This is a genomic window from Streptomyces sp. NPDC040410 (assembly GCF_055595715.1).
Map to the genome: position 1 here is coordinate 209,279 of NZ_JBVIVK010000003.1, position 24,284 is coordinate 233,562.

Sequence of the window (24,284 nt, forward strand, 5' to 3'; positions counted from 1 at the left end):
ATTCGGATATTTCAGCGGGCCACGAAGCCGGAGTGCTCCCTCGAACCCGAGCATCCTGGCGACGCGCGGGCACCCCCGACCTGCCCCTGCCCCTGCCCCTGCCCCTGCCCCTGCCCCTGCGTGACGCACTCCACCCCCCACCCCCTTCAAACTCCGTTAACAATTGGACTGTGATCTCTCCGGTCTCCTCGATGCCCCGGAGCGCCCACCGGCAGCGGCCGGAGGCGACTCCCTACGTCGACCTCACCCGATCCGAGTGGAGCGCGCTGCGCGACAAGACGCCGCTGCCGCTCACCGCCGAGGAGGTCGAGAAGCTGCGTGGCCTCGGCGACGTCATCGACCTCGACGAGGTGCGGGACATCTACCTCCCGCTGTCCCGGCTCCTGAACCTCTACGTCGGCGCCACGGACGGCCTCAGAGGCGCCCTGAACACCTTCCTCGGCGAGCAGGGCTCCCAGTCCGGCACCCCTTTCGTCATAGGGGTCGCCGGTTCCGTGGCGGTCGGCAAGTCCACCGTCGCCCGCCTCCTGCAGGCCCTGCTCTCCCGCTGGCCCGAACACCCCCGCGTCGAGCTGGTCACCACGGACGGCTTCCTGCTGCCCACCAAGGAGCTGGAAGCCCGCGGCCTGATGTCGCGCAAGGGTTTCCCCGAGTCGTACGACCGCCGCGCCCTCACCCGCTTCGTCGCCGACATCAAGGCGGGCAAGGACGAGGTCACGGCCCCCGTCTACTCCCACCTCATCTACGACATCGTCCCCGGTCAGAAGCTCACGGTCCGCCGCCCCGACATCCTGATCGTCGAGGGCCTGAACGTGCTGCAGCCCGCGCTGCCCGGCAAGGACGGCCGCACCCGGGTCGGTCTCGCCGACTACTTCGACTTCAGCGTGTACGTCGACGCCCGCACCGAGGACATCGAGCGCTGGTATCTCAACCGCTTCAACAAGCTGCGCGCGACCGCCTTCCAGAACCCGTCGTCGTACTTCCGCAAGTACACACAGGTGTCGGAGGAGGATGCCCTCGACTACGCGCGCACGACCTGGCGCACCATCAACCGGCCCAACCTGACCGAGAACGTCGCCCCCACCCGCGGCCGGGCCACCCTCGTCGTGCGCAAGGGCCCGGACCACAAGGTGCAGCGGCTGAGCCTGCGCAAGCTCTAGTGCCGCGTCAGCCAAGGTTTGCCCGTCAAGGAGCGGCGTCCGGTGCGTGCTCTCGGCGTGCCGGCTGGAAGTCCTCGTACTGGACGTACTGGGCTTTCGGCCGGTGCGGCGAGAGGGCGTGCCGGGCGTCGCGACGGGGCGAACCTTGGCTGACGCGGCACTAGGGCCTGTCCGGGAGCCGTGACGAAGGCCTGTTAGAAAGGCCTCATGCTGCATCTGCGCCTGATCACTCCGGCCGAGAAGACCGACGACGTGGTCCGTCTGATCGAGACGACGGTCGGCACCACGCACGTCGTCGTCGTTCCCGGCGCCGCCCGCAACCCCGCCGGGGACGTCGTGATGTGCGACGTGGCACGCGAGGCCGGTGACGAACTCCTCAGCGGGCTGCAGGTGTTGGGCATCGACCGCACCGGCTCCATCGCCGTCGAGAACATCGACCTGTCGCTGTCCAAGCGCGCCGAGCAGGCCGAGGCGGAGGCGCCCGGCGAGGGCGCGGACGCGGTGCTGTGGGAGCACCTGACGGACGCGACGCACGAGGAGTCGACGCTCTCCGTCACCTACGTCGCCTTCATCACGCTGGCCACCATGATCGCGGCCTGCGGTGTGGTGCTCGACAACGCGGTCCTGATCGTGGGCGCGATGGCGGTCGGCCCGGAGTTCGGTCCGCTGGCGGGAATCTCCACCTCGATCGTGCAGCGGGCGCCGCGCCTGGCGCTGCGTTCGCTGATCGCGCTGCTGGTCGGCTTCGCGGTGGCCATGGCGGTCACGGTGGGCTTCAGCTGGTTCATGGACGCGCTGGACCTTTTCAGCAAGGACCTGCTGGAGGCCGAACGCCCCAACACCAGCTTCGTCTACGCGCCCGACGCCTTCTCCTTCGTCGTGGCCGTCCTCGCCGGCGTCGCCGGCACCCTCTCCCTGACCTCCGCCAAGTCGGGTGCCCTGGTGGGCGTGGCCATCTCGGTGACGACGGTCCCGGCCGCCGCCAACGCGGCAGTCGCACTCAGCTACGGCGACATGAGCCAGACGATCGGCTCGACGAACCAGCTCCTGCTAAACCTCCTGGGCATCGTCGTGGCGGGCACCCTCACCCTCGTGACCCAGAAATGGCTGTGGGCCAAGCAGCGCCGGCGCACCAGCATGCCTTGAGGGCAGGCCTCAGGGGCGCGGGGAACCACGCGACAAGCCACGACGAACCAGCGGCCCGCACTCCGCAGAAATCCCCGCCCCCACCCGACCGATCAGCCCAGCGCGGACTTCACCGCATCCGCGAGCCGCCCGGCCACAGACCGCGCCTGATCGATGTCGGCGGCCTCGACCATCACACGAACCAGCGGCTCCGTACCCGACGGCCGCAGCAGCACCCGCCCCGTCTCGCCCAGCTCCTGCTCCGCCTCGGCAACGGCGGCGGCGAGCTCGGCCGAGCTGCCGACCCGGGACCTGTCGACGTCCGGCACATTGATCAGCACCTGCGGCAGCCGCTCCATGACAGCCGCCAGCTCACGCAGTGACCGCCCGGTCTCCGCGACCCGTGCGGCCAGCATCAGCCCGGTCAGCGTGCCGTCGCCCGTCGTCGCGTGATCCAGAATGATCACGTGCCCGGACTGCTCGCCGCCGAGGGCGTAGCCGTGCTCCTTCATCTCCTCCAGCACATAGCGGTCACCGACCGCGGTCTGGACGAGCGTCAGCCCCTCCCGCTCCAGCGCCAGCTTGAAGCCGAGGTTCGACATGACCGTCGCGACGACGGTGCCGGAGCGCAGTGCGGAACGCTCCCGCATCGCCAGCGCGAGTACGGCCATGATCTGGTCGCCGTCCACCTCCTCACCCGTGTGGTCGACGGCCAGGCAGCGGTCGGCGTCACCGTCGTGCGCGATGCCGAGGTCCGCGCCGTGCTCGACGACGGCGGCCTTGAGGAGGCCGAGGTGCGTGGAGCCGCAGCCCTCGTTGATGTTGAGCCCGTTCGGCTCGGCGCCGATCGTGACGACCTCGGCACCGGCCCGCGAGAAGGCTTCGGGCGAGACCAGCGCGGCCGCTCCGTGCGCCTCGTCGAGGACGATCTTCAGGCCGTCCAGCCGGTTCGGAAGCGTGCCGACGAGATGGGCGACGTACTGCTCGAAGCCTTCCTCGTACGTCCGTACGCGCCCCACGCCGGCGCCGGTCGGCCGGTCCCAGGGAGCGCCGGTGCGGTGCTCCTCGTAGACGGCCTCGATCCGTTCCTCCAGCTCGTCGTCGAGCTTGTGCCCGCCGCGCGCGAGGAACTTGACGCCGTTGTCGGGCATGGCGTTGTGGCTGGCCGACAGCATCACGCCGAGGTCGGCGCCGAGCGTGGCCGTGAGATAGGCCACGGCCGGCGTCGGCAGCACGCCGACGCGCAGGACGTCCACGCCCGCGCTGGCGAGGCCGGCGACCACGGCGGCCTCCAGGAACTCCCCGGACGCGCGCGGGTCCCGCCCGACCACGGCGGTCGGCCGGTGGCCCTCGAACGTTCCCGCCTCGGCCAGTACGTGCGCCGCGGCGACAGAGAGGCCGAGGGCCATCTCGGCCGTCAGATCCGCGTTGGCGACACCGCGCACGCCGTCCGTGCCGAAGAGTCGTCCCACTTGTCCTCCTGAGGAAGCGTCAGTTCCATAAGCCAGTGCCGGCGCAGCCCGTACACGCGGCTTCCGCGTCCCAGGCATTCCATGCCCAGGCATCCGATCACACAAGTCTTTGAGCGTCTTGTGCCGTTATACGCCCACGGTCGTGATAAACGAACGCCCCGGCGGCACAGTGGCGTGCCGCCGGGGCGTTCGAGGGACGAGCAGGCAGCGAAGCTTAGCGCTTGCTGTACTGCGGGGCCTTGCGGGCCTTCTTCAGACCGGCCTTCTTCCGCTCGACCGCACGGTCGTCGCGGCGGAGGAAGCCGGCCTTCTTGAGCGGGCCGCGGTTGTTGTCGACGTCGGCCTCGTTCAGCGCACGGGCGACACCGAGACGGAGCGCACCGGCCTGACCGGAGACACCGCCACCCGCGATGCGGGCGATGACGTCGTAACGGCCCTCGAGCTCGAGCACCTTGAAGGGCTCGTTGACTTCCTGCTGGTGCACCTTGTTCGGGAAGTAGTCCTCGAGGGTGCGACCGTTGATCTTCCACTTGCCGGTGCCCGGGACGATCCGGACGCGGGCGATGGCGTTCTTGCGACGGCCCAGGCCGGCGGCCGGCTGCGGCTCGCCGAAGCGGGACGCGAGGGACTCGGAGGTGTACTCGCCCTCGACGGGGACGTCCGACTCCGTGGTGTAGCTGTCGATGTCGATCTCTTCGAGCGGCTGCTCGGCAGTGGTCTCGGCCACGATTCTCCTCAGATTCTCTTCGGTCTTAGGGGTGGCCGGACTTACTGCGCGACCTGGGTGATCTCGAACGGAACCGGCTGCTGCGCAGCGTGCGGGTGGTTCTCGCCCGCGTAGACCTTCAGCTTCGAGAGCATCTGACGGCCCAGGGTGTTCTTCGGGAGCATGCCCTTGACGGCCTTCTCGACGGCCTTCTCGGGGTTCTTGTCGAGCAGCTCGTCGTAACGGACGGAGCGCAGACCACCCGGGTAGCCGGAGTGGCGGTACGCCATCTTCTGCGTCCGCTTGTTGCCGGACAGGTGCACCTTGTCGGCGTTGATGATGATGACGAAGTCACCAGTGTCGACGTGCGGCGCGTAGATCGGCTTGTGCTTGCCCCGCAGAAGGGTCGCGGCGGTCGACGCCAGACGGCCCAGGACGACGTCCCGGGCATCGATGACATGCCACTGGCGGGTGATATCGCCGGGCTTGGGGCTGTACGTACGCACGGTTCGTAGCCTTCGCTTCTTCAGTGAATGGTCCTGACAAGGTCACCGAAGACGATCACGACAGCCCTGACCGCACTGCGGTGACGCAAACCGCGTGCTGGTCGCTGGTCATCGGCCTGGTGGACCGGTGTAAGGGCCCCTCACGTGAGAATGAGCAAGCCAATACACATAACGAACAAGCAGGATACCTGGGGGGACCCGGACGGGTCAAAACGAGGGATCGCTGCCGACATCCACTCTACCGGCCCCACATCTGCGACGATCCGGGCACGGAGAGTGAGGCCCGTCTTCGCACCAACCACCCCCAGATGTCGCTTTTGCGCTCGCCTCCCAGCCGAACGCCAGTGACTTCAGGGCCCCTTGAGGAGATCCGGCACCCCGCGTCCCCCGTCTAAGATGCGTCCCCATGAACTATGGGCAGGGGGGACCCCAGTCCCAGTGGGATCCCTGGAAACCGAATTCCCAGCAGTCGTGGAACCGCGGCACCGACCAGACCCCGGACTGGGCCGCGCTCGCCGAGGCCTCCGAGACGCGCAACAAGCGGCGCCGGGTTCTCTTCATAGGCGGCGGAGCGCTCGCCACCGTGGCGATAGGCGCCGTCGTCGCCGCGGCCCTGGTGTCCTCGGGCGGCGGCGACGAGGCGTCGAACAAGCCGTCCCAGCTGCCGGCGACCGCGGACATCCCGAGCGAGTCCTCCGGGACAGCCCCGTCGTTCGCCCCGACCAGCGCGCCTCCCCCGCTGGACCCGAAGGACTTCGTCGCCAGCAAGAGCAAGGACACGGCGCCGCTCGGCGTGGACATCCTCTTCCCGGGCACGCAGCTGACCGTGGGCGAGACCGTGTACAAGAAGGGCCCGGAGGCCGATACGAAGAACTGCGCGTCGGCCGCCCAGGGCACTCTCGCCAAGGTCCTCACCAGCAACGACTGCACCCGTCTGCTGCGCGTCACCTACACCAGGGACGGCGTCGCGGTGACGGTCGGTGTGGCCGTCTTCGACACCGAGGCCCAGGCCACCAAGGCGAAGGGCCAGGCCGACAGCAAGAGCATCGTGGAGTCGCTGTCCGGCGAGGGCGTCAAGGCGTTCTGCAACTCCGCCGTCTGCCGCTCCACGACCAATGCCTACGGCCGCTACGCCTACTTCACGATCGCCGGCTTCACCGGCGGCAAGGACGTGACGACGAAGGACACGAAGGTGTACACAACCGGGGACGACCTGGCGGAGTTCGCGTTCCGCCAGATCCGCCGCCGGGGCGAGGCCCAGGCGTCGGCCGCGGCCAACCAGTAGCGGGGCCCGGGGCCCGGCCTCCGAGCCGGGCCCGCCCGGAGCGGGGTCAGCAGCACCCGGCGCCGGGCAGCGACCGCTTGTTCCGCGCCTCCTTGTTCCGCGCGGCCAGCAGCTCGTCGGCGGGGTAGCCGACCTCCTCCAGCGTCAGCCCGTGCGGCCGTACGACGTGCACCGCGGAGTCCCGTACGCCCGCCGCGAGCACCTTCCCGGGCCACTCGGGCCCGCGGTGCCCGTCGCCGACGAACAGCAGGGCGCCGATCAGCGAGCGCACCATGTTGTGGCAGAAGGCGTCGGCCCGGACGGTGGCGGTGATGATCCCGTCGGCGCCCTTTTCGAGCCGCAGTTCCTGGAGCGTGCGGATGGTGGTCGCGCCCTCGCGCTTCTTGCAGTAGGCGGCGAAGTCGTGCTCGCCGAGGAGCCCCCGCGCCGCCTCGTTCATGGCGTCGACGTCGAGCGGCCAGTCGTGCCACAGGACGTGGTTGCGCAGGAGGGGGTCGACCCCGCCCGGGTTGTCGGTGACGCGGTAGGCGTACCGGCGCCAGACGGCGGAGAAGCGGGCGTTGAAGCCGCTGGGCGCCTCCCTGAGAGCCCACACCCGTACATCCCTGGGCAGGCGCCCGGCGAGACGCTTGAGCAGCTTGCCGTGGTGCTCGGCCCAGACCTCCCGGGGCAGATCGACATGGGCGACCTGTCCCCTGGCGTGCACGCCGGCGTCGGTGCGGCCGGCCACGGTCAGCTCGTACGTCTCCCTGGACCGGGTGACGGTACGCAGGGCGTCCTCGATCTCGCCCTGCACGGTGCGCCGTCCCCCGGCCTGCTTGGCCCACCCGGAGAACGCGGTCCCGTCGTACGAGAGATCCATCCGCACCCGTACGAACCCGGGCTGTACGTCGTCACTCACCCCTAGATCCTCTCAGCGCTGCATGCTCCGCGAAAACGTGAGAACGGGCCCGCCCCGCAGGGGGCGGACCCGCTCAACGCAAGGCAGAGCCTCAGGCGTCCTTGCCGCTCTCGTCAGCCGCTTCCGCGGCGGGCTCGGCGGCCTCCTCGGCCGGCGCGGCGTCCTCGACGACCTCGTCGGACTTGGCCTCGACGGCCTCCTCCTTCTTGAGGGCGTCTTCCTTGACCGCACGCTTGGTGGCGGCCTCGGCCTCGCCGGTCGCCTGCTGCGCCACCGTCAGCGCCTCCACCAGCTCGATGACGGCCATGGGCGCGTTGTCGCCACGGCGGTTACCGATCTTGGTGATGCGGGTGTAGCCACCCGGACGGTTCTCGTAGCGCGGGCCGATCTCGGTGAAGAGCGTGTGGACGACGCTCTTGTCCGTGATGACCTGGAGCACCTGACGGCGGTTGTGAAGGTCGCCCTTCTTCGCCTTGGTGACCAGACGCTCGGCGTACGGGCGCAGGCGGCGGGCCTTCGCCTCGGTGGTGGTGATACGGCCGTGCTCGAACAGCGCCTTCGCGAGGTTCGCGAGGAGCAGCTTCTCGTGCGCGGCGCTGCCGCCCAGACGGGCACCCTTGGTGGGCTTCGGCATGGTGTTTCTCCTAGGTGTCTGCCCCGGCCGTATCAGGTACCGGGGTCAGTATCCGAGCGAGCGGCTGCCCGTCGGAGATCCAGGCCCCCGAAGGGGCCTGGAAAGGGCGCGGGGAACTGCGCGACCGGCCACAGCCGGCCCGCAGTCGCAGTACGGCCACCCCGCGGAGCACTCAGTACTGCTCGGTCTCCACGAAACCGGCGTCAGCATCGTCATCGGCACCGAACGCGTCGGCCGCGGCGGTCGGGTCGAATCCGGGCGGGCTGTCCTTCAGGGCCAGGCCCATACCGGCCAGCTTCGCCTTGACCTCGTCGATGGACTTCGCACCGAAGTTACGGATGTCCAGGAGGTCCGCCTCGGAGCGGGCGACGAGCTCACCCACGGAGTGGATGCCCTCACGCTTGAGGCAGTTGTACGACCGGACGGTGAGCTCCAGCTCCTCGATCGGCAGCGCCAGGTCGGCGGCGAGGGCGGCGTCCGTGGGGGACGGGCCCATGTCGATGCCCTCGGCGTCGATGTTGAGCTCGCGGGCGAGACCGAACAGCTCGACCAGCGTCTTGCCGGCGGAGGCCATGGCGTCACGCGGACGCATCGCCTGCTTGGTCTCGACGTCGACGATCAGCTTGTCGAAGTCGGTGCGCTGCTCGACACGGGTCGCCTCGACCTTGTAGGTGACCTTGAGCACGGGGCTGTAGATCGAGTCGACCGGGATCCGGCCGATCTCCTGGCCCACCTGCTTGTTCTGCACGGCGGAGACGTAACCGCGGCCGCGCTCGACCGTCAGCTCCATCTCCAGCTTGCCCTTGCCGTTGAGCGTGGCGAGGACGAGGTCGGGGTTGTGCACCTCGACACCGGCCGGGGGCGCGATGTCGGCGGCGGTCACGAGGCCCGGGCCCTGCTTGCGCAGGTACATCACGACAGGCTCGTCGTGCTCCGAGGAGACGACCAGCTGCTTGATGTTGAGGATGAGGTCGGTGACGTCCTCCTTGACGCCCGGCACGGTGGTGAACTCGTGCAGAACGCCGTCGATGCGGATCGACGTGACCGCCGCACCCGGGATCGAGGAGAGGAGCGTACGACGCAGGGAGTTGCCGAGGGTGTAGCCGAAGCCCGGCTCCAGCGGCTCGATCACGAACCGGGAGCGGAACTCGTCGACGACCTCTTCGGTCAACGAGGGACGCTGAGCGATCAGCATGTGTGGATCAGATCCTTCTTTCGTGGACGCCCGCTATTTGACGTCCGACGGAACCGAGCCGAAAGCGGCACGGGGTACTGCAAGGGTACGGGCGATACGGCCCTTTTACGGTGCCGTACCGCCCGAAATCCCAGAACTGCCGTGCGTCAGACGCGACGACGCTTCGGCGGACGGCAGCCGTTGTGCGGGGTGGGGGTGACGTCCTGGATCGAGCCGACCTCGAGGCCGGTGGCCTGGAGGGAGCGGATCGCGGTCTCACGGCCGGAGCCGGGACCCTTGACGAACACGTCCACCTTGCGCATGCCGTGCTCCTGCGCGCGGCGGGCGGCCGACTCGGCGGCCATCTGCGCGGCGAAGGGGGTCGACTTGCGCGAGCCCTTGAAGCCGACGTGGCCGGCGGAGGCCCAGGAGATCACGTTGCCCGAGGGGTCCGTGATCGAGACGATCGTGTTGTTGAACGTGCTCTTGATGTGCGCGTGGCCGTGAGCGACGTTCTTCTTTTCCTTGCGGCGCACCTTCTTGGCAGCGCCCTGACGACCCTTGGGGGGCATCTATAACTCCTACGGGAGGTGGTCGGTCCTACAGCGAAGACCGTGGACAGGCGTCCGCTGTGGACTACTTCTTGCCCGGCTTCTTCTTGCCGGCGATGGCGCGACGCGGGCCCTTGCGGGTACGGGCGTTCGTGCTGGTGCGCTGACCGCGGACGGGCAGACCGCGGCGGTGACGCAGACCCTGGTAGCAGCCGATCTCGACCTTGCGGCGGATGTCGGCCTGGATCTCGCGACGGAGGTCACCCTCGGTCTTGATGTTGTTGTCCACGTACTCGCGGATCGCGACGAGCTGCTCCTCGGAGAGGTCGCGAACGCGGGTGTTCGGGTCGACGCCGGTCGCTGCCAGCGTCTCCTGCGAAAGGGTCCGGCCGATGCCGAACACGTAGGTGAGGGCGACCTCCACGCGCTTTTCGCGCGGGATGTCAACACCGGAAACGCGTGCCATTCAATGGCTCCTGGTGATCTTCGGAGGTCTTCCACAGGACCGGCTCCCAGCCGCCGTACCAGGTACGAACTGGGTCCCCGGCCTCCGAGCCGGGGGTGTCAGGCACCGGGGTGCCTGGGTCCTGCGTATGAACATGTACTGCTCGCGTCGCGCGAAGATCTGCGAACCGCAGAGGTTCGGTCGTGCGTCAGCCCTGGCGCTGCTTGTGGCGCGGGTTCTCGCAAATGACCATGACCCGACCGTGACGGCGGATCACCCTGCACTTGTCGCAGATCTTCTTGACGCTCGGCTTGACCTTCATGGGATGTGAGGTTCTCCGGGTCAGTTGCCGGCGGCCCCGCTCGCGCGGGACGTGGGCAAGATCTACTTGTAGCGGTAGACGATCCGGCCACGCGTCAGGTCGTACGGAGACAGCTCCACCACGACCCGGTCGTCAGGGAGGATGCGGATGTAGTGCATACGCATCTTGCCGCTGATGTGTGCCAGGACCTGGTGGCCGTTCTGGAGCTCGACCTTGAACATGGCGTTCGGAAGAGACTCGACGACAGTGCCCTCGATCTCGATGGCACCTTGCTTCTTGGCCACGCTTCGCCCTTCGAATCGACTACCTTGATCGACTCCCTTGCATCCCTTACGGGCGCATGCAGACATGCGGGTGCACGAGAGCCGACGAGTCAGTCTACGTCAGTGCACCCGGAAAGACGAATCGAGGAAGTCTGCCCCACGCCGGAGATCATTAACCGAGCGGATCCGGTGCCCTGACCCGTACGCGCCGGCTTCGCCCTGCCGCCGACCCCGTCTCGGCCTCAGGCCAGTGGGTCCGGAGCCGCCGTGATTCCGTATTCGGCGAGCTTCGCCTTTCCGCCGTCCGGAGCAGTGAGCACCAGCGGACCCTGCTCCGTCAGGGCGACGGAGTGCTCCCAGTGGGAGGACCATGTGCCGTCCGTGGTGATCACGGTCCAGTCGTCCGACAGGACCTCCGTCTTCGGGGTGCCCAGGGAGACCATCGGCTCGATGGCGAGACAGAAACCGGGGACCAGCTTGGGGCCCTTGCCCCGGCGGCGGTCGACGTAGTTCAGCAGGTGCGGGTCCATGTGCATCTCGGTGCCGATGCCGTGGCCGCCGTAGTCCTCGATGATCCCGTACTTCCCGCCACCCGGCTTGGGCTGACGGCGGATGTACGTCTCGACGGCCCGCGAGATGTCGACGAGCCGGTTGCCCTGCTTCATGGCCGCGATACCGGCCCACATCGACTCCTCGGTCACCCGGGAGAGCTCGATCAGCTCCGGAGCGTGCCCCGACCCCACGAAGGCGGTGTAGGCGGCGTCTCCATGCCAGCCGTCGATGATCGCGCCGCAGTCGATGGAGATGACGTCCCCGTCCTTGAGGACGACGTCGTCGGAGGGGATGCCGTGGACGACGACCTCGTTCACGGAGGTGCAGATCGTCGCGGGGAAGCCGCCGTAGCCGAGGAAGTTCGGCTTGGCGTTGTGCTCGGCGAGCACCTTGCGGGCCACCTGGTCCAGATCCTTGGTCGTGGCCCCGGGAACGGCGGCTTCGCGGGTCGCCGCGTGAATGGCGGCAACGACCAACCCCGCCTCACGCATCTTGGCGATCTGCTGGGGGGACTTGATCTGCACCATACGGCTACGGCCTTTCTGGACCAGGGAGATACGGACACCATCAACGATACGGGGCGAGCACATCCAGCCCGTCCGGCGTCTGGGGACGTGGCCGTCCAGGCCGGCGGGGGCCCGGGAGCAGAGCCCCCGGGACGACGGCCGCGCTCACCCCGCACACACGTCGGCCGCGGCCCCCGGAGGGAACCGCGGCCGGACAGGCGCAGAGCTACTCGCCCCGCTTGAGCGCCTCCATCGAGCGAGCGGTGACGTCCTCCACCTTGCCGAGCGCCGAGATCGTGACCACCAGGCCCTGGGCCTTGTAGTAGTCGATGATCGGCTCGGTCTGCGTGTGGTAGACCTCCAGCCGCGTGCGGACGGTGTCCTCGGAGTCGTCGTCGCGCTGGTAGAGCTCCCCGCCGCAGACGTCGCAGACGCCTTCCTGCTTCGGTGCCTTGTAGGACACGTGGAAGACGTGCGACGAGTCGTTGCGGCAGATACGGCGGCCGGCGATCCGCTTGACCACCTCTTCCTCGGGGACCTCGAGGTCGAGCACGGCGTCCAGCTTCATGCCCTCGGACTTCAGCATCTCGTCCAGCGCCTCGGCCTGCGAGACGTTGCGCGGGAAGCCGTCCAGCAGGAAGCCGTTCACGGCGTCCGGCTGCTCCATGCGGTCCTTGGCCATCGCGATGGTGACCTCGTCCGGCACCAGCTCGCCCTTGTCCATGTAGGACTTCGCGAGTTTGCCGAGCTCCGTCTGCTTGCTGATGTTGGCCCGGAACAGGTCGCCCGTTGAGATGTGCGGGATGGACAGGTTCTTGGCGAGGAACGCAGCTTGCGTTCCCTTACCGGCACCCGGCGGCCCGACGAGGACGATACGCATCAGCGGAGGAACCCTTCGTAATTGCGCTGCTGGAGCTGGCTCTCGATCTGCTTCACGGTCTCAAGACCGACACCCACGATGATCAGGATGCTGGTCCCGCCGAACGGGAAGTTCTGGTTTGCCCCGAAACCAGCCAACGCCATCGTCGGCACAAGAGCGATCAGGCCCAGGTACAGCGAACCCGGCCAGGTGATCCGGTTGAGCACGTAACTGAGGTACTCAGCGGTCGGTCGGCCAGCCCGGATGCCCGGGATGAAGCCACCATACTTCTTCATGTTGTCGGCGACTTCCTCGGGGTTGAAGGAGATGGCCACGTAGAAGAAGGCAAAAAAGACGATCAGGAAGAAGTACAGCGTGATGTGCGCGGGTGCCGCCGTGTCCGCGAGGTTCTTCCTGATCCAAGCAGCCCAGCTCGACGTGGAGTTGGTGAACTGGACGATCAGTGCCGGGATGTAGAGCAGCGACGACGCGAAGATGACGGGAATCACACCCGCCTGGTTCACCTTCAGCGGGATGTAGGTGGACGTACCGCCGTAGGAACGGCGGCCGATCATGCGCTTCGCGTACTGCACCGGGATGCGGCGCTGGGCCTGCTCCACGAAGACCACGAGGCCGACCATGACCAGGCCGACGGCGATGACGGTGCCGAACTCGATCCAGCCGCCCGCCAGGTCGCCCTGCTTCTTGATGGCCCACAGCGCGGAGGGGAAGGTCGCGGCGATCGAGATGAACATCAGGATCGACATGCCGTTGCCGATGCCACGGTCGGTGATGAGCTCGCCGAGCCACATGACGACGGCCGTACCGGCGGTCATGGTGACGACCATGACGATGGTGGCGAAGATCGAACGGTCCGGGACGATCCCGCTGGCCACGGTGCAGCCGGAGAACAGGGCGCCGCTGCGGGCGGTGGCCACCAGACCGGTGCCCTGCAGGATGGCGAGCGCCACGGTCAGGTAGCGGGTGTACTGCGTGATCTTCGCCGTGCCGGCCTGGCCCTCCTTCTTCAGGGCTTCCAGGCGCGGGATCACCACGGTCAGCAGCTGCAGAATGATGCTCGCCGTGATGTACGGCATGATGCCCAGCGCGAAGATCGTGATCTGCAGCAGCGCGCCACCGCTGAACATGTTGACCAGACCGAAGAGGCCCTGGTTGCCGGAGGCCTCGTCCACGCACTGCTGGACGGCCGTGTAGTTGACGCCCGGGATCGGGATGTGGGTACCGACCCGGTAGACCACGATGATGCCGAGCGTGAAGAGCAGCTTCTTGCGCAGGTCGGGCGTCCTGAACGCCCGGGCGAACGCGGTGAGCACGGTGCCTCCTGCGACCCCCGCGCTACTGCGTCAAGGGTGACGGTCTTGAGAGTCCGAATAGAACGACGAATTACGTAACGGTCGACTGCCGCTCAGAGTGCCCCAGCTGAAGCACTCTGTGAAAGTAGGCAGTGCAGGCCACCATACCGGCGAGACTGCCCCCTTGGAACGACCGACCGGGGATACCCCATTTGTGGGTATCCCCGGTCGGGATCGCTCAAGTCATCAAGACGCCTGAGGGGTTCAGACGAGCTCGGTGACGGTACCGCCGGCGGCGGTGATCTTCTCCTTGGCGGAGCCGGAGACGGCGTCGACCGTCACCTGCAGCGCCACGGAGATCTCGCCCTGGCCGAGGACCTTGACGAGGCTGTTCTTGCGCACAGCACCCTTGGCCACGAGGCCCTCGACCGTGACCTCGCCACCCTCGGGGTAGAGCGCGGCCAGCTTGTCGAGGTTCACGACCTGGTACTCGGTCTTGAACGGGTTCTTGAAGCCCTTCAGCTTCGGAAGACGCATGTGGAGGGGCATCTGCCCACCCTCGAAGCGCTCCGGAACCTGGTAGCGGGCCTTCGTACCCTTGGTACCACGACCGGCCGTCTTACCCTTCGACGCCTCACCACGACCGACACGGGTCTTGGCGGTCTTGGCGCCCGGGGCGGGACGGAGGTTGTGGATCTTGAGCGGGTTGTTCTCCGCCATGATCAGTCGACCTCCTCGACCGTCACGAGGTGGCGGACGGTGTGCACCATTCCGCGGAACTCGGGGCGGTCCTCCTTGACGACCTGCGTGTTGATGCCCTTGAGACCAAGGGAGCGCAGGGTGTCACGGTGGTTCTGCTTGCTGCCGATGTACGACTTCGTCTGCGTGATCTTGAGCTGAGCCATTACGCAGCACCAGCCCCGGCACGCGCGCGCAGCAGAGCCGCGGGAGCGACGTCCTCGAGCGGCAGACCACGGCGGGCCGCGATCTCCTCGGGACGCTGCAGACCCTTCAGGGCCTCCACGGTCGCATGCACGATGTTGATCGCGTTGGACGAGCCGAGCGACTTCGACAGCACGTCGTGGATACCGGCGCACTCGAGCACGGCACGCACCGGGCCACCGGCGATAACACCGGTACCGGGGGACGCGGGCTTGAGCAGCACGACGCCGGCAGCCTTCTCACCCGTGATCGGGTGCGGGATGGTGCCCTGGATACGGGGGACCTTGAAGAAGTGCTTCTTGGCCTCCTCAACACCCTTGGCGATGGCGGCCGGCACCTCCTTGGCCTTGCCGTAACCGACACCCACGGTGCCGTCACCGTCGCCCACCACGACCAGCGCGGTGAAGCTGAAGCGACGACCACCCTTCACAACCTTGGCGACGCGGTTGATCGCGACGACGCGCTCAACGTACGCGGTCTTCTCGGCGGCAGCTGCGCCGCCGTCACGGCCCTTCCGGTCCCGCCGCTCGCCGCCACCGGCACCGCCACCGCGGCGCTGGGGTCCAGCCATTGGAATTACCTCTCTCTTTTTCCGCTAGCTTCGCGCCAACGATTTTGTCGCTGACGCGACGGGCGACTCAGAACTTGAGTCCGGCTTCGCGGGCGGCGTCCGCCAGGGCGGCGATGCGCCCGGCGTACTGGTTGCCACCACGGTCGAATACGACAGCCTCGACACCGGCGGCCTTGGCACGCTCGGCGACCAGGGCGCCGACCGACTTCGCCTGCGCGGACTTGTCGCCCTCGCCACCGCGGACCGACGCGTCCAGGGTGGACGCCGACGCAAGGGTGTGACCCTTGAGGTCGTCGATCACCTGGGCCACGATGTGGCGGTTCGAGCGGGTCACGACCAGACGAGGACGCTCCGCCGTACCGTTGATCCGCTTGCGGATCCGGATGTGGCGGCGCTTGATCGCGGCGCGCTTGTAGGCGTCGCCCTTGAGGATCTTCTGTCCGTATGCCATGGCTTACTTACCCGCCTTTCCGACCTTGCGGCGGATGACTTCGCCCTCGTACTTGACGCCCTTGGCCTTGTACGGGTCGGGCTTGCGCAGCTTGCGGATGTTGGCCGCAACCTCGCCGACCTTCTGCTTGTCGATGCCCTCGACCTGGAAGCGGGTCGGGTTCTCCACCTTGAAGGTGATTCCCTCGGGCGCCTCGACGGTGATCGGGTGGCTGTAGCCGAGCGCGAACTCGAGGTTCGAGCCCTTGGCCGTCACGCGGTAACCGACACCGCTGATCTCGAGCTTCTTCACGTAACCCTGGGTCACGCCGGTGATCATGTTCGCCACCAGCGTGCGGGACAGGCCGTGCAGGGCCTTGTTCTGACGCTCGTCGTTGGGGCGGGTGACGTTCAGGACGCCGTCCTCACCCTTGGCGATGTCGATCGGCGCGGCAACGGTGTGGGTCAGCGAGCCCTTGGGGCCCTTGACCGAGACCGTACGGCCGTCGATGGTGACGTCCACGCCGGCGGGAACCGTGATGGGGAGCTTGCCAATACGCGACATAGCTGTTTCCTCCGTTCCCTTCCGCTACCAGACGTAGGCGAGGACTTCCCCACCCACGCCCTTCTTGCCGGCCTGCTTGTCGGTGAGGAGCCCGTGCGACGTGGAGATGATCGCCACGCCGAGGCCGCCGAGCACCTTCGGCAGGTTGGTGGACTTCGCGTACACCCGGAGACCGGGCTTGGAGATCCGCTTGATGCCCGCGATGGAGCGCTCACGGTTGGGGCCGAACTTCAGCTCCAGGACGAGGTTCTTGCCGACCTCGGCGTCCTCGACCTTCCAGCCCGTGATGAAGCCCTCCTGCTGGAGGATCTCCGCGATGTGCGACTTGATCTTCGATGCCGGCATCGCCACGGAGTCGTGGTACGCCGAGTTCGCGTTGCGCAGACGCGTAAGCATGTCTGCGATCGGATCAGTCATGGTCATGAATTGGCCTTCGGCCTCTCTCGCCGGGGTTTCCTGGTGCGCCATCCCTCTCCCCGATCCGAGACGGGACGGGTGCGGCGCGGTGGACCTACGGCGTAGTAAGTCGTACGGGCGACCGTCAGGCGCCCAACCCTCCAAGCCTAAGCCATGGAGAGGAGGGCGCCTGACACGCCCAGTGCTTACCGAGAGCCTCTGGAATCCCTTATTAGGGGGATTACCAGGAGCTCTTGGTCACGCCCGGCAGCTCGCCACGGTGAGCCATCTCACGAAGGCACACGCGGCACAGGCCGAACTTGCGGTACACGGAGTGGGGACGGCCGCAGCGCTGGCAGCGCGTGTAGCCACGCACGCCGAACTTGGGCTTGCGAGCAGCCTTCGCGATCAGAGCCTTCTTCGCCATCTCGCTCACGCCTCCTTGAAGGGGAAGCCGAGGTGACGAAGGAGCGCGCGGCCCTCAGCGTCGTTGGTCGCCGTGGTCACCACGGTGATGTCCATACCCCGGACGCGGTCGATCTTGTCCTGGTCGATCTCGTGGAACATGACCTGCTCCGTGAGACCGAAGGTGTAGTTGCCACGGCCGTCGAACTGCTTGGGGGACAGACCACGGAAGTCGCGGATGCGCGGCAGCGCGAGCGACAGGGTGCGGTCCAGGAACTCCCACATGCGGTCACCGCGGAGCGTGACGTGGGCACCGATCGGCTGGCCCTCACGCAGCTTGAACTGCGCGATGGACTTGCGGGCCTTGGTGACGGCCGGCTTCTGACCGGTGATCGTGGTGAGGTCGCGGATGGCGCCCTCGATCAGCTTGGAGTCGCGGGCGGCGTCGCCCACACCCATGTTGACCACGATCTTGACGAGGCCGGGGATCTGCATGACGTTCTCGTACGAGAACTCCTCACGCAGCTTGCCCGCGATCTCCTCGCGGTACTTCGTCTTGAGACGCGGAGTGGTGGTGGTAGCCATCAGATGTCCTCACCCGTCCGCTTGGCAACGCGGATCTTGTTGCCCTCGTCGTCGAAGCGGTAACCGACACGCGTGACGACCTTGTTGCCGTCCTTCTCCACGACGAGCTGAACGTTGCTCACGTGAATCGGGGCCTCGGTCGTGACGATGCCGCCGGCCTGCGAACCCTTGGCGGTCGGGCCGGCCTTGGTGTGCTTCTTGACCCGGTTGACACCCTCGACCAGGACGCGGTCCTCGCGGGGGTAGGCCGCGATGACCTTGCCCTGCTTGCCCTTGTCCTTACCGGTGATGACCTGGACCAGGTCGCCCTTCTTGATCTTCATGCTTACAGCACCTCCGGCGCGAGCGAGATGATCTTCATGAACTTCTTCTCGCGCAGCTCACGGCCGACGGGGCCGAAGATACGGGTGCCGCGAGGGTCGCCGTCGTTCTTCAGAATGACGGCGGCGTTCTCGTCGAAGCGGATGTACGAGCCGTCCGGACGGCGGCGCTCCTTGACGGTGCGAACGATGACCGCCTTGACGACGTCACCCTTCTTCACGTTGCCACCGGGGATCGCGTCCTTGACGGTGGCGACGATGACGTCACCGATGCCCGCGTAGCGGCGACCGGAGCCACCGAGCACACGGATGCAAAGGATTTCCTTCGCACCAGTGTTGTCGGCGACGCGCAGTCGCGACTCCTGCTGGATCACGTCTATCTCCTGTTTGTCTGCCGGTTCCCGGCAGGGGCCGCCTCTTCACGAGGTGGAGCCCCTGCCGAGCCTGGCGGAACTGTCCTGCGGGGTATCCCGCAGGCGTGTCTATGGGAATTCGCTTGCGCGAATTACCTACTTGGCCTTCTCAAGGATCTCGACGACGCGCCAGCGCTTCGTCGCGGACAGCGGCCGGGTCTCCGCGAGGAGGACACGGTCGCCGACGCCCGCGGCGTTCTGCTCGTCGTGCGCCTTGAGCTTGTTCGTACGGCGGATGACCTTGCCGTACAGCGCGTGCTTGACGCGGTCCTCGACGGCGACGACGACGGTCTTGTCCATCTTGTCGCTGACGACGAGACCCTCACGGGTCTTGCGGAAGCCGCGCGCCGAACCCGCGGCGGAGCCGCTGGTGTTTACAGTCTCAGTCACGTTGTTCTCGCTCATCAGGCGTTCTCCACCGTTTCGATGCCCAGCTCACGCTCGCGCATCAGGGTGTAGATCCGCGCGATGTCCTTGCGGACCGCCTTCAGACGGCCATGGTTCTCGAGCTGGCCCGTCGCCGCCTGGAAGCGGAGGTTGAACAGCTCTTCCTTGGCTTCGCGAAGCTTCGCCAGAAGCTCCTCGTCACCCAGCTCGCGCAGCTCGGACGCCTTGGTACCGGCCGACATCACGCTTCACCTGCCTCGCGCTTGACGATCCGGCACTTCATCGGCAGCTTGTGGGCTGCGCGAGTCAGGGCCTCACGGGCGATCTTCTCGTTGGGGTAGGACAGCTCGAACATGACCCGTCCCGGGTGCACGTTCGCGATCCACCACTCCGGCGAACCCTTACCGGAACCCATGCGGGTCTCGGCCGGCTTCTTCGTGAGCGGGCGGTCCGGGTAGATGTTGATCCAGACCTTGCCGCCACGCTTGATGTGGCGGGTCATCGCGATACGGGCCGCCTCGATCTGGCGGTTGGTCACGTACGCCGGCGTGAGGGCCTGGATGCCGTACTCGCCGAACGCAACCGTCGTACCGCCCTTGGCCTGACCACGGCGCTTCGGGTGGTGCTGCTTGCGGTGCTTGACCCTACGGGGGATCAGCATGTCGGTCAGGCCTCCGTTCCGGTGCTCTCAGCCGGAGCGGCGGCGGGAGCCTCGGCCTTGGGGGCCTCGGCAGCCGGAGCCTGCTGCGGCTTGCGACCGCGCCCGCCACGCTCGCCACCGCGGCCACCACGGGCCGGGCGGTCAGCGCCACCACGGGCCGGGCGGTTGCCGGCGCGGGCAGCGGCGTTCTCGGCGCGGACCTCGGCGATGTTCTTGACGTCGCCCTTGTAGATCCAGACCTTCACACCGATGCGGCCGAAGGTCGTCTTGGCCTCGAAGAAGCCGTAGTCCACGTTCGCGCGGAGCGTGTGCAGGGGCACACGGCCCTCGCGGTAGAACTCCGAGCGGGACATCTCGGCGCCGCCGAGGCGGCCACCGCACTGGATCTTGATGCCCTTGGCGCCCGCCTTCATGGCCGACTGCATGCTCTTGCGCATGGCGCGGCGGAAGGAGACGCGGGAGGAGAGCTGCTCGGCGACGGCCTGGGCAACCAGCTGAGCGTCGGTCTCGGGGTTCTTGACCTCGAGGATGTTCAGCTGGACCTGCTTGCCCGTGAGCTTCTCGAGGTCACCGCGGATGCGGTCGGCCTCGGCGCCACGGCGGCCGATCACGATGCCCGGACGCGCGGTGTGGATGTCCACACGGACGCGGTCACGGGTGCGCTCGATCTCCACCTTCGAGATGCCGGCGCGCTCCATGCCGGACGTCATCATCCGACGGATGGCGACGTCTTCCTTGACGTAGTCCTTGTACAGCTTGTCGGCGTACCAACGGGACTTGAAGTCCGTGGTGATGCCGAGCCGGAACCCATGCGGGTTAACCTTCTGGCCCATTACCGGGTTCCTTCCTTGCTGCTGACGACCACGGTGATGTGGCTGGTCCGCTTGCGGATCCGGTAGGCGCGGCCCTGGGCACGCGGACGGAACCGCTTCAGGGTCGGGCCCTCGTCGACGTAGGCCTCGGAGACGAAGAGGCTGTCGGCGTCGGTGTGGTCGTAGTTGTGCGCGGCGTTGGCGATGGCGCTGTCCAGCACCTTGCCGACCGGCACGCTCGCGGCCTGCGGGGCGAAACGCAGGACCGCCTGAGCCTCCGTGGCGTCCATGCCACGGATAAGGTCCACCACGCGGCGGGCCTTCATGGGCGTGACGCGGATGTACCGCGCCTGGGCCCTGGCTTCCATGGTTGTCCTTCCAGTGTCTGTCATGGTCATTCCACCCCGCTACTAGCGGCGCTTCGACTTCCGGTCGTCCTTGACGTGACCCCGGAAGGTGCGCGTCGGCGAGAACTCGCCGAGCTTGTGGCCGACCATCGACTCGGTGACAAACACCGGAATGTGGGTCTTGCCGTTGTGCACCGCGATCGTGTGGCCCAGCATGGCCGGGATGATCATCGAGCGACGGGACCAGGTCTTGATGACGTTCTTGGAACCGGCTTCGTTCTGGGCGTCCACCTTCTTGATCAGGTGGTCGTCGACGAAGGGCCCCTTCTTGAGACTGCGCGGCATCTAAACCCGCTCCTAGCGCTTCTTGTTCGTCTTGCGGCGGCGGACGATGTACTTGTTCGAAGCCTTCTTCGGCGAACGAGTACGACCCTCCTTCTGACCCCACGGGGAGACCGGGTGGCGACCACCGGAGGTCTTGCCCTCACCACCACCGTGCGGGTGGTCAACCGGGTTCATCGCCACACCGCGAACGGTCGGGCGGACGCCCAGCCAGCGCTTGCGGCCGGCCTTGCCCCAGTTGATGTTGCTCTGCTCGGCGTTGCCGACCTCGCCGACCGTGGCGCGGCAGCGCTGGTCGACCAGGCGGATCTCACCGGACGGCATGCGGAGGTGGGCCATCGAGCCCTCCTTCGCGAGCAGCTGCACGGAGGCACCGGCGGAGCGGGCGAACTTGGCACCGCCACCGGGACGGAGCTCGATCGCGTGGATCGTGGTACCGACCGGGATGTTGCGGAGGGCCAGGTTGTTGCCCGGCTTGATGTCGGCCCCGGGCCCGTTCTCGACGCGGTCACCCTGCTGCAGGTTGCGCGGGGCGAGGATGTAGCGCTTCTCGCCGTCGGCGTAGTGCAGCAGCGCGATGCGCGCGGTGCGGTTGGGGTCGTACTCGATGTGCGCGACCTTCGCCGGCACGCCGTCCTTGTCGTGACGACGGAAGTCGATCACGCGGTAGGCGCGCTTGTGGCCGCCACCCTGGTGGCGGACGGTCACACGACCGGAATTGTTACGGCCGCCCTTGCTGTGCAGGGGACGGACCAGCGACTTCTCCGGCGTGGACCGCGTGACCTCGACGAAGTCGGCGACGCTGGAGCCACGACGGCCCGGCGTAGTCGGCTTGTACTTGCGGATTCCCATTTCTCAGTCCTCGTCCGATATCGGACGATCCGGACCGCCCTCAGGCGGTCGGACCGCCGAAGATGTCGATACGGTCGCCCTCGGCAAGGGTCACGATCGCGCGCTTGCTGTCGGCACGCTTGCCGAAGCCGGTCTTGGTGCGCTTGCGCTTGCCGATGCGGTTGATCGTGTTGACCCCGGTGACCTTGACCGAGAAGACCGCCTGGACGGCCTGCTTGATCTGGGTCTTGTTGGCACTCGGGTCGACGATGAACGTGTACTTGTTCTCGTCGAGAAGCGCGTAGCTCTTCTCGGAGACGACCGGCTTGAGCAGCACGTCACGGGGGTCCGTGAAGGACTTGCTCAGCGGGGTCTCGACGGTGTTCTTGCCCTCGGCCTCGTGGCGACGCGCCTTGGCGACGCGCGCGGCCTTGGCGGCCTTGGCGGCCTTGGAGGCGATGCTCGGGTGACGCGTAGCCATCAGGCGTCGCTCCCTTCGGTGTCAGTGTTCCGCTCGGCACTGGGCGTGCCGGACACGAAGGACTCGAAGGCGGCCTGGGTGAAGACCACGTCGTCCGAGACGAGAACGTCGTACGTGTTCAGCTGACCCGGCTCCAGGATGTGGACCTGGGGCAGGTTGCGGGCGGACAGCCACGCGGCCTCGTCGGCGCGGTCGACGACCAGGAGCAGGTTCTTGCGCTCCGAGATCTTGCCGAACAGCGTCTTGGCGGACTTCGTCGACGGGCTCTCGCCCTCGACGACGCCGGAGACGACGTGGATGCGGTTGTGGCGGGCCCGGTCGGTGAGGGCGTGGCGCAGGGCCGCGGCCTTCATCTTCTTCGGGGTCCGCTGCGAGTAGTCACGCGGCACGGGACCGTGCACGACGCCACCACCGGCGAACTGCGGCGCGCGGGTCGAGCCCTGACGGGCGCGGCCGGTGCCCTTCTGCCGGTACGGCTTCTTGCCGCCACCACGGACTTCACCGCGGGTCTTGGTCTTGTGCGTGCCCTGGCGGGCAGCAGCCAGCTGCGCGACGACGACCTGGTGGATCAGCGGAATGCTGATCTTCTCGACGTCGAAGATCTCCGCGGGGAGCTCGACGGAACCGGCCTTGTCGCCCGCCGGCGAAAGGATGTCAACAGTGCTCATCGGTTACCTCAGGCCCCCTTGGCCGCGGTGCGGACCAGGACGAGGCCGCCGTTCGGACCGGGAACCGCGCCCTTGATGAGCAGCAGACCCTTCTCCGCGTCAACGGCGTGGACGGTCAGGTTCTGGGTGGTGACCCGCTCGTTGCCCATACGACCCGCCATGCGGAGGCCCTTGAACACGCGGCCCGGGGTGGCGCAGCCACCGATGGAACCGGGAGAGCGGTGCTTGCGCTGGGTGCCGTGTCCGGCGCCGAGGCCCTTGAAGTTGTGACGCTTCATGACACCGGCGAAGCCCTTGCCCTTGCTCTTGCCGGTCACGTCGACCTTGATGCCGGCCTCGAACACCTCGGCGGTGATCTCCTGGCCGAGGGTGTACTCGCTGGCGTCAGCGGTACGGATCTCGACGAGGTGGCGGCGGGGAGTGACGTCGGCCTTGGCGAAGTGGCCCTTGAGGGGCTTGTTCACCTTGCGCGGGTCGATCTCGCCGAACGCGATCTGGACGGACTCGTAGCCGTCGGTGTCGTTCGTACGGACCTGGGTGACGACGTTGGGGCTGGCCTTGACGACGGTGACCGGAACAACACGGTTGTTCTCGTCCCACACCTGCGTCATGCCGAGCTTCTCGCCAAGGATGCCCTTGATCTGCTTAGCCATTCTCAGATCACCGACCCTCAGAGCTTGATCTCGATGTCGACACCGGCCGGGAGGTCGAGTCGCATCAGAGAGTCAACGGTCTTGGGCGTCGGGTCGAGGATGTCGATCAGGCGCTTGTGCGTGCGCATCTCGAAGTGCTCGCGCGAGTCCTTGTACTTGTGCGGCGACTTGATGACGCAGTACACGTTCTTCTCAGTGGGCAGCGGCACCGGGCCCGCGACCGACGCACCAGTGCGGGTCACCGTCTCGACGATCTTCTTCGCCGAGGAGTCGATGACCTCGTGGTCGTAGGCCTTGAGCCGGATGCGGATCTTCTGTCCCGCCATGGCTACTCAGTAGTCCTGTCTCTCGTACGCTCTGGACCCGGCATTTCCTTCGTTTCCTCCGACCCACGCGGTCGGGCGTGTCGCGCTCCCGCTGACACAGATGTCCCTTGTTCGAACATCCCTGCTGGGAAGCACGGCCCTTCCGGAACCGCAAGCCGGGGGCGAAAAGCCCACCGGGTGCCTGGCCGGTGCCGCACTGACACTTCCCGGAAGATTCCCGTACGTCCGCCCCAGCGCTGCCGTACGGCAGTTAGGGCGACGAGTACTGTGGGACTCGCTTCCGGTCCCCCCGGCGGGAGGCGCGCAGCATCAACACTCGACCGAGCAACCCCGCTAGTCTGCCATACGGGGCAGGGGGCTGGCCAATCGGGCCGGA

37 protein-coding genes are annotated in these 24,284 nt (G+C 67.3%); 3 read left to right on the forward strand and 34 right to left on the reverse strand.

The window, feature by feature from the left end; all coding sequences use genetic code 11:
• Positions 1–191 precede the first annotated feature (191 nt).
• Both coaA and ACZ562_RS08240 read left to right on the forward strand, forming a co-directional pair.
• Positions 192–1,160, forward strand: coding sequence for a type I pantothenate kinase (gene coaA, locus ACZ562_RS08235; RefSeq protein WP_471175672.1), 969 nt, complete (start codon positions 192–194; stop codon positions 1,158–1,160).
• Positions 1,161–1,367: 207 nt separating this feature from the next.
• Complete coding sequence (locus tag ACZ562_RS08240; RefSeq protein ID WP_471175179.1) at positions 1,368–2,306, forward strand: DUF389 domain-containing protein; 939 nt, start codon at positions 1,368–1,370, stop codon at positions 2,304–2,306.
• Between the two features lie 92 nt (positions 2,307–2,398).
• Here the strand turns inward: ACZ562_RS08240 and glmM are convergent, their stop codons facing one another.
• From glmM to rplM, 3 genes are all read right to left on the reverse strand, one after another.
• Positions 2,399–3,757 carry a phosphoglucosamine mutase gene (gene glmM / locus ACZ562_RS08245; RefSeq protein ID WP_471175181.1) on the reverse strand — a complete coding sequence of 453 codons (1,359 nt, stop codon included), beginning with the start codon at positions 3,755–3,757 and terminating at the stop codon, positions 2,399–2,401.
• Positions 3,758–3,971: 214 nt separating this feature from the next.
• On the reverse strand, positions 3,972–4,484 hold the full coding sequence (rpsI, locus tag ACZ562_RS08250; protein ID WP_471175183.1) for a 30S ribosomal protein S9: 513 nt from the start codon (positions 4,482–4,484) through the stop codon (positions 3,972–3,974).
• 41 nt (positions 4,485–4,525) lie between these two features.
• Positions 4,526–4,969 carry a 50S ribosomal protein L13 gene (rplM, locus tag ACZ562_RS08255; RefSeq protein WP_471175185.1) on the reverse strand — a complete coding sequence of 148 codons (444 nt, stop codon included), beginning with the start codon at positions 4,967–4,969 and terminating at the stop codon, positions 4,526–4,528.
• Positions 4,970–5,375: 406 nt separating this feature from the next.
• Here rplM and ACZ562_RS08260 point away from each other — a divergent pair, with 406 nt between their 5' ends.
• Positions 5,376–6,254, forward strand: coding sequence for a hypothetical protein (locus tag ACZ562_RS08260; protein ID WP_471175187.1), 879 nt, complete (start codon positions 5,376–5,378; stop codon positions 6,252–6,254).
• 46 nt (positions 6,255–6,300) lie between these two features.
• On the opposite strand, the gene truA is transcribed toward ACZ562_RS08260, so the two are convergent.
• From truA to rpsJ, 31 genes are all read right to left on the reverse strand, one after another.
• Positions 6,301–7,155: a tRNA pseudouridine(38-40) synthase TruA gene (gene truA, locus ACZ562_RS08265; RefSeq protein WP_471175189.1), complete on the reverse strand. Its 855-nt coding sequence runs from the start codon at positions 7,153–7,155 to the stop codon at positions 6,301–6,303.
• A gap of 91 nt (positions 7,156–7,246) precedes the next feature.
• Entirely contained in the window at positions 7,247–7,789 is a 543-nt protein-coding gene (gene rplQ / locus ACZ562_RS08270; protein ID WP_471175191.1) for a 50S ribosomal protein L17, read from the reverse strand.
• A gap of 172 nt (positions 7,790–7,961) precedes the next feature.
• On the reverse strand, positions 7,962–8,984 hold the full coding sequence (locus ACZ562_RS08275; RefSeq protein ID WP_003966937.1) for a DNA-directed RNA polymerase subunit alpha: 1,023 nt from the start codon (positions 8,982–8,984) through the stop codon (positions 7,962–7,964).
• Positions 8,985–9,130: 146 nt separating this feature from the next.
• Complete coding sequence (gene rpsK / locus ACZ562_RS08280) at positions 9,131–9,535, reverse strand: 30S ribosomal protein S11 (RefSeq protein ID WP_003956432.1); 405 nt, start codon at positions 9,533–9,535, stop codon at positions 9,131–9,133.
• A gap of 64 nt (positions 9,536–9,599) precedes the next feature.
• Positions 9,600–9,980 (reverse strand): 30S ribosomal protein S13, encoded by a 381-nt coding sequence (gene rpsM / locus ACZ562_RS08285; protein ID WP_030811707.1) that lies wholly within the window; start codon positions 9,978–9,980, stop codon positions 9,600–9,602.
• A 187-nt stretch (positions 9,981–10,167) separates the two neighbouring features.
• Positions 10,168–10,281: a 50S ribosomal protein L36 gene (gene rpmJ, locus ACZ562_RS08290; protein ID WP_003998809.1), complete on the reverse strand. Its 114-nt coding sequence runs from the start codon at positions 10,279–10,281 to the stop codon at positions 10,168–10,170.
• A 62-nt stretch (positions 10,282–10,343) separates the two neighbouring features.
• Positions 10,344–10,565, reverse strand: a complete 222-nt coding sequence (gene infA, locus ACZ562_RS08295) for a translation initiation factor IF-1 (protein ID WP_003948620.1) — start codon at positions 10,563–10,565, stop codon at positions 10,344–10,346.
• A 221-nt stretch (positions 10,566–10,786) separates the two neighbouring features.
• Entirely contained in the window at positions 10,787–11,623 is an 837-nt protein-coding gene (map, locus tag ACZ562_RS08300) for a type I methionyl aminopeptidase (protein WP_471175193.1), read from the reverse strand.
• 205 nt (positions 11,624–11,828) lie between these two features.
• On the reverse strand, positions 11,829–12,482 hold the full coding sequence (locus tag ACZ562_RS08305; RefSeq protein ID WP_471175195.1) for an adenylate kinase: 654 nt from the start codon (positions 12,480–12,482) through the stop codon (positions 11,829–11,831).
• The gene (secY, locus tag ACZ562_RS08310) at positions 12,482–13,795 is read right to left on the reverse strand and encodes a preprotein translocase subunit SecY (protein ID WP_471175197.1); all 1,314 of its coding nucleotides are present in this window, start codon (positions 13,793–13,795) and stop codon (positions 12,482–12,484) included. Before secY ends, ACZ562_RS08305 begins: the two co-directional genes overlap by 1 nt.
• Before the next feature lie 243 nt (positions 13,796–14,038).
• Complete coding sequence (gene rplO / locus ACZ562_RS08315; protein WP_067018996.1) at positions 14,039–14,494, reverse strand: 50S ribosomal protein L15; 456 nt, start codon at positions 14,492–14,494, stop codon at positions 14,039–14,041.
• Between the two features lie 2 nt (positions 14,495–14,496).
• Entirely contained in the window at positions 14,497–14,679 is a 183-nt protein-coding gene (gene rpmD / locus ACZ562_RS08320) for a 50S ribosomal protein L30 (RefSeq protein ID WP_005481207.1), read from the reverse strand.
• Entirely contained in the window at positions 14,679–15,287 is a 609-nt protein-coding gene (gene rpsE / locus ACZ562_RS08325; protein WP_030671799.1) for a 30S ribosomal protein S5, read from the reverse strand. Before rpsE ends, rpmD begins: the two co-directional genes overlap by 1 nt.
• Before the next feature lie 67 nt (positions 15,288–15,354).
• A complete protein-coding gene (rplR, locus tag ACZ562_RS08330) occupies positions 15,355–15,738 on the reverse strand; it encodes a 50S ribosomal protein L18 (RefSeq protein ID WP_471175200.1) in 384 nt (127 codons plus the stop codon).
• Positions 15,739–15,741: 3 nt separating this feature from the next.
• Positions 15,742–16,281 (reverse strand): 50S ribosomal protein L6, encoded by a 540-nt coding sequence (rplF, locus tag ACZ562_RS08335; RefSeq protein WP_037747984.1) that lies wholly within the window; start codon positions 16,279–16,281, stop codon positions 15,742–15,744.
• A 24-nt stretch (positions 16,282–16,305) separates the two neighbouring features.
• Positions 16,306–16,704 (reverse strand): 30S ribosomal protein S8, encoded by a 399-nt coding sequence (gene rpsH / locus ACZ562_RS08340; protein ID WP_030380853.1) that lies wholly within the window; start codon positions 16,702–16,704, stop codon positions 16,306–16,308.
• A gap of 214 nt (positions 16,705–16,918) precedes the next feature.
• Positions 16,919–17,104, reverse strand: coding sequence for a type Z 30S ribosomal protein S14 (locus ACZ562_RS08345; protein ID WP_003948630.1), 186 nt, complete (start codon positions 17,102–17,104; stop codon positions 16,919–16,921).
• A gap of 5 nt (positions 17,105–17,109) precedes the next feature.
• Complete coding sequence (gene rplE, locus ACZ562_RS08350; RefSeq protein ID WP_030788262.1) at positions 17,110–17,667, reverse strand: 50S ribosomal protein L5; 558 nt, start codon at positions 17,665–17,667, stop codon at positions 17,110–17,112.
• The gene (rplX, locus tag ACZ562_RS08355; RefSeq protein ID WP_158923770.1) at positions 17,667–17,990 is read right to left on the reverse strand and encodes a 50S ribosomal protein L24; all 324 of its coding nucleotides are present in this window, start codon (positions 17,988–17,990) and stop codon (positions 17,667–17,669) included. The genes rplE and rplX overlap by 1 nt, the downstream gene beginning before the upstream one ends.
• 2 nt (positions 17,991–17,992) lie before the next feature.
• Positions 17,993–18,361, reverse strand: coding sequence for a 50S ribosomal protein L14 (gene rplN, locus ACZ562_RS08360; RefSeq protein ID WP_003998823.1), 369 nt, complete (start codon positions 18,359–18,361; stop codon positions 17,993–17,995).
• 135 nt (positions 18,362–18,496) lie between these two features.
• Positions 18,497–18,805 carry a 30S ribosomal protein S17 gene (rpsQ, locus tag ACZ562_RS08365; RefSeq protein WP_471175204.1) on the reverse strand — a complete coding sequence of 103 codons (309 nt, stop codon included), beginning with the start codon at positions 18,803–18,805 and terminating at the stop codon, positions 18,497–18,499.
• Positions 18,805–19,029 carry a 50S ribosomal protein L29 gene (rpmC, locus tag ACZ562_RS08370; RefSeq protein ID WP_030831683.1) on the reverse strand — a complete coding sequence of 75 codons (225 nt, stop codon included), beginning with the start codon at positions 19,027–19,029 and terminating at the stop codon, positions 18,805–18,807. The genes rpsQ and rpmC overlap by 1 nt, the downstream gene beginning before the upstream one ends.
• Complete coding sequence (gene rplP, locus ACZ562_RS08375; RefSeq protein ID WP_004927269.1) at positions 19,029–19,448, reverse strand: 50S ribosomal protein L16; 420 nt, start codon at positions 19,446–19,448, stop codon at positions 19,029–19,031. Before rplP ends, rpmC begins: the two co-directional genes overlap by 1 nt.
• 5 nt (positions 19,449–19,453) lie before the next feature.
• Positions 19,454–20,281 carry a 30S ribosomal protein S3 gene (gene rpsC, locus ACZ562_RS08380; RefSeq protein ID WP_010986347.1) on the reverse strand — a complete coding sequence of 276 codons (828 nt, stop codon included), beginning with the start codon at positions 20,279–20,281 and terminating at the stop codon, positions 19,454–19,456.
• A complete protein-coding gene (rplV, locus tag ACZ562_RS08385; RefSeq protein WP_023547379.1) occupies positions 20,281–20,628 on the reverse strand; it encodes a 50S ribosomal protein L22 in 348 nt (115 codons plus the stop codon). The genes rpsC and rplV overlap by 1 nt, the downstream gene beginning before the upstream one ends.
• Before the next feature lie 42 nt (positions 20,629–20,670).
• Entirely contained in the window at positions 20,671–20,952 is a 282-nt protein-coding gene (gene rpsS, locus ACZ562_RS08390; RefSeq protein ID WP_010986346.1) for a 30S ribosomal protein S19, read from the reverse strand.
• A gap of 12 nt (positions 20,953–20,964) precedes the next feature.
• Positions 20,965–21,801 (reverse strand): 50S ribosomal protein L2, encoded by an 837-nt coding sequence (gene rplB / locus ACZ562_RS08395; protein WP_030788280.1) that lies wholly within the window; start codon positions 21,799–21,801, stop codon positions 20,965–20,967.
• A 40-nt stretch (positions 21,802–21,841) separates the two neighbouring features.
• Positions 21,842–22,261 (reverse strand): 50S ribosomal protein L23, encoded by a 420-nt coding sequence (rplW, locus tag ACZ562_RS08400; protein ID WP_471175208.1) that lies wholly within the window; start codon positions 22,259–22,261, stop codon positions 21,842–21,844.
• The gene (gene rplD / locus ACZ562_RS08405; RefSeq protein WP_471175210.1) at positions 22,261–22,929 is read right to left on the reverse strand and encodes a 50S ribosomal protein L4; all 669 of its coding nucleotides are present in this window, start codon (positions 22,927–22,929) and stop codon (positions 22,261–22,263) included. Before rplD ends, rplW begins: the two co-directional genes overlap by 1 nt.
• Positions 22,930–22,937: 8 nt before the next feature.
• Positions 22,938–23,582 (reverse strand): 50S ribosomal protein L3, encoded by a 645-nt coding sequence (gene rplC, locus ACZ562_RS08410; protein ID WP_471175212.1) that lies wholly within the window; start codon positions 23,580–23,582, stop codon positions 22,938–22,940.
• A 17-nt stretch (positions 23,583–23,599) separates the two neighbouring features.
• Positions 23,600–23,908 carry a 30S ribosomal protein S10 gene (rpsJ, locus tag ACZ562_RS08415; protein ID WP_003948644.1) on the reverse strand — a complete coding sequence of 103 codons (309 nt, stop codon included), beginning with the start codon at positions 23,906–23,908 and terminating at the stop codon, positions 23,600–23,602.
• Between the last annotated feature and the right edge of the window lie 376 nt (positions 23,909–24,284).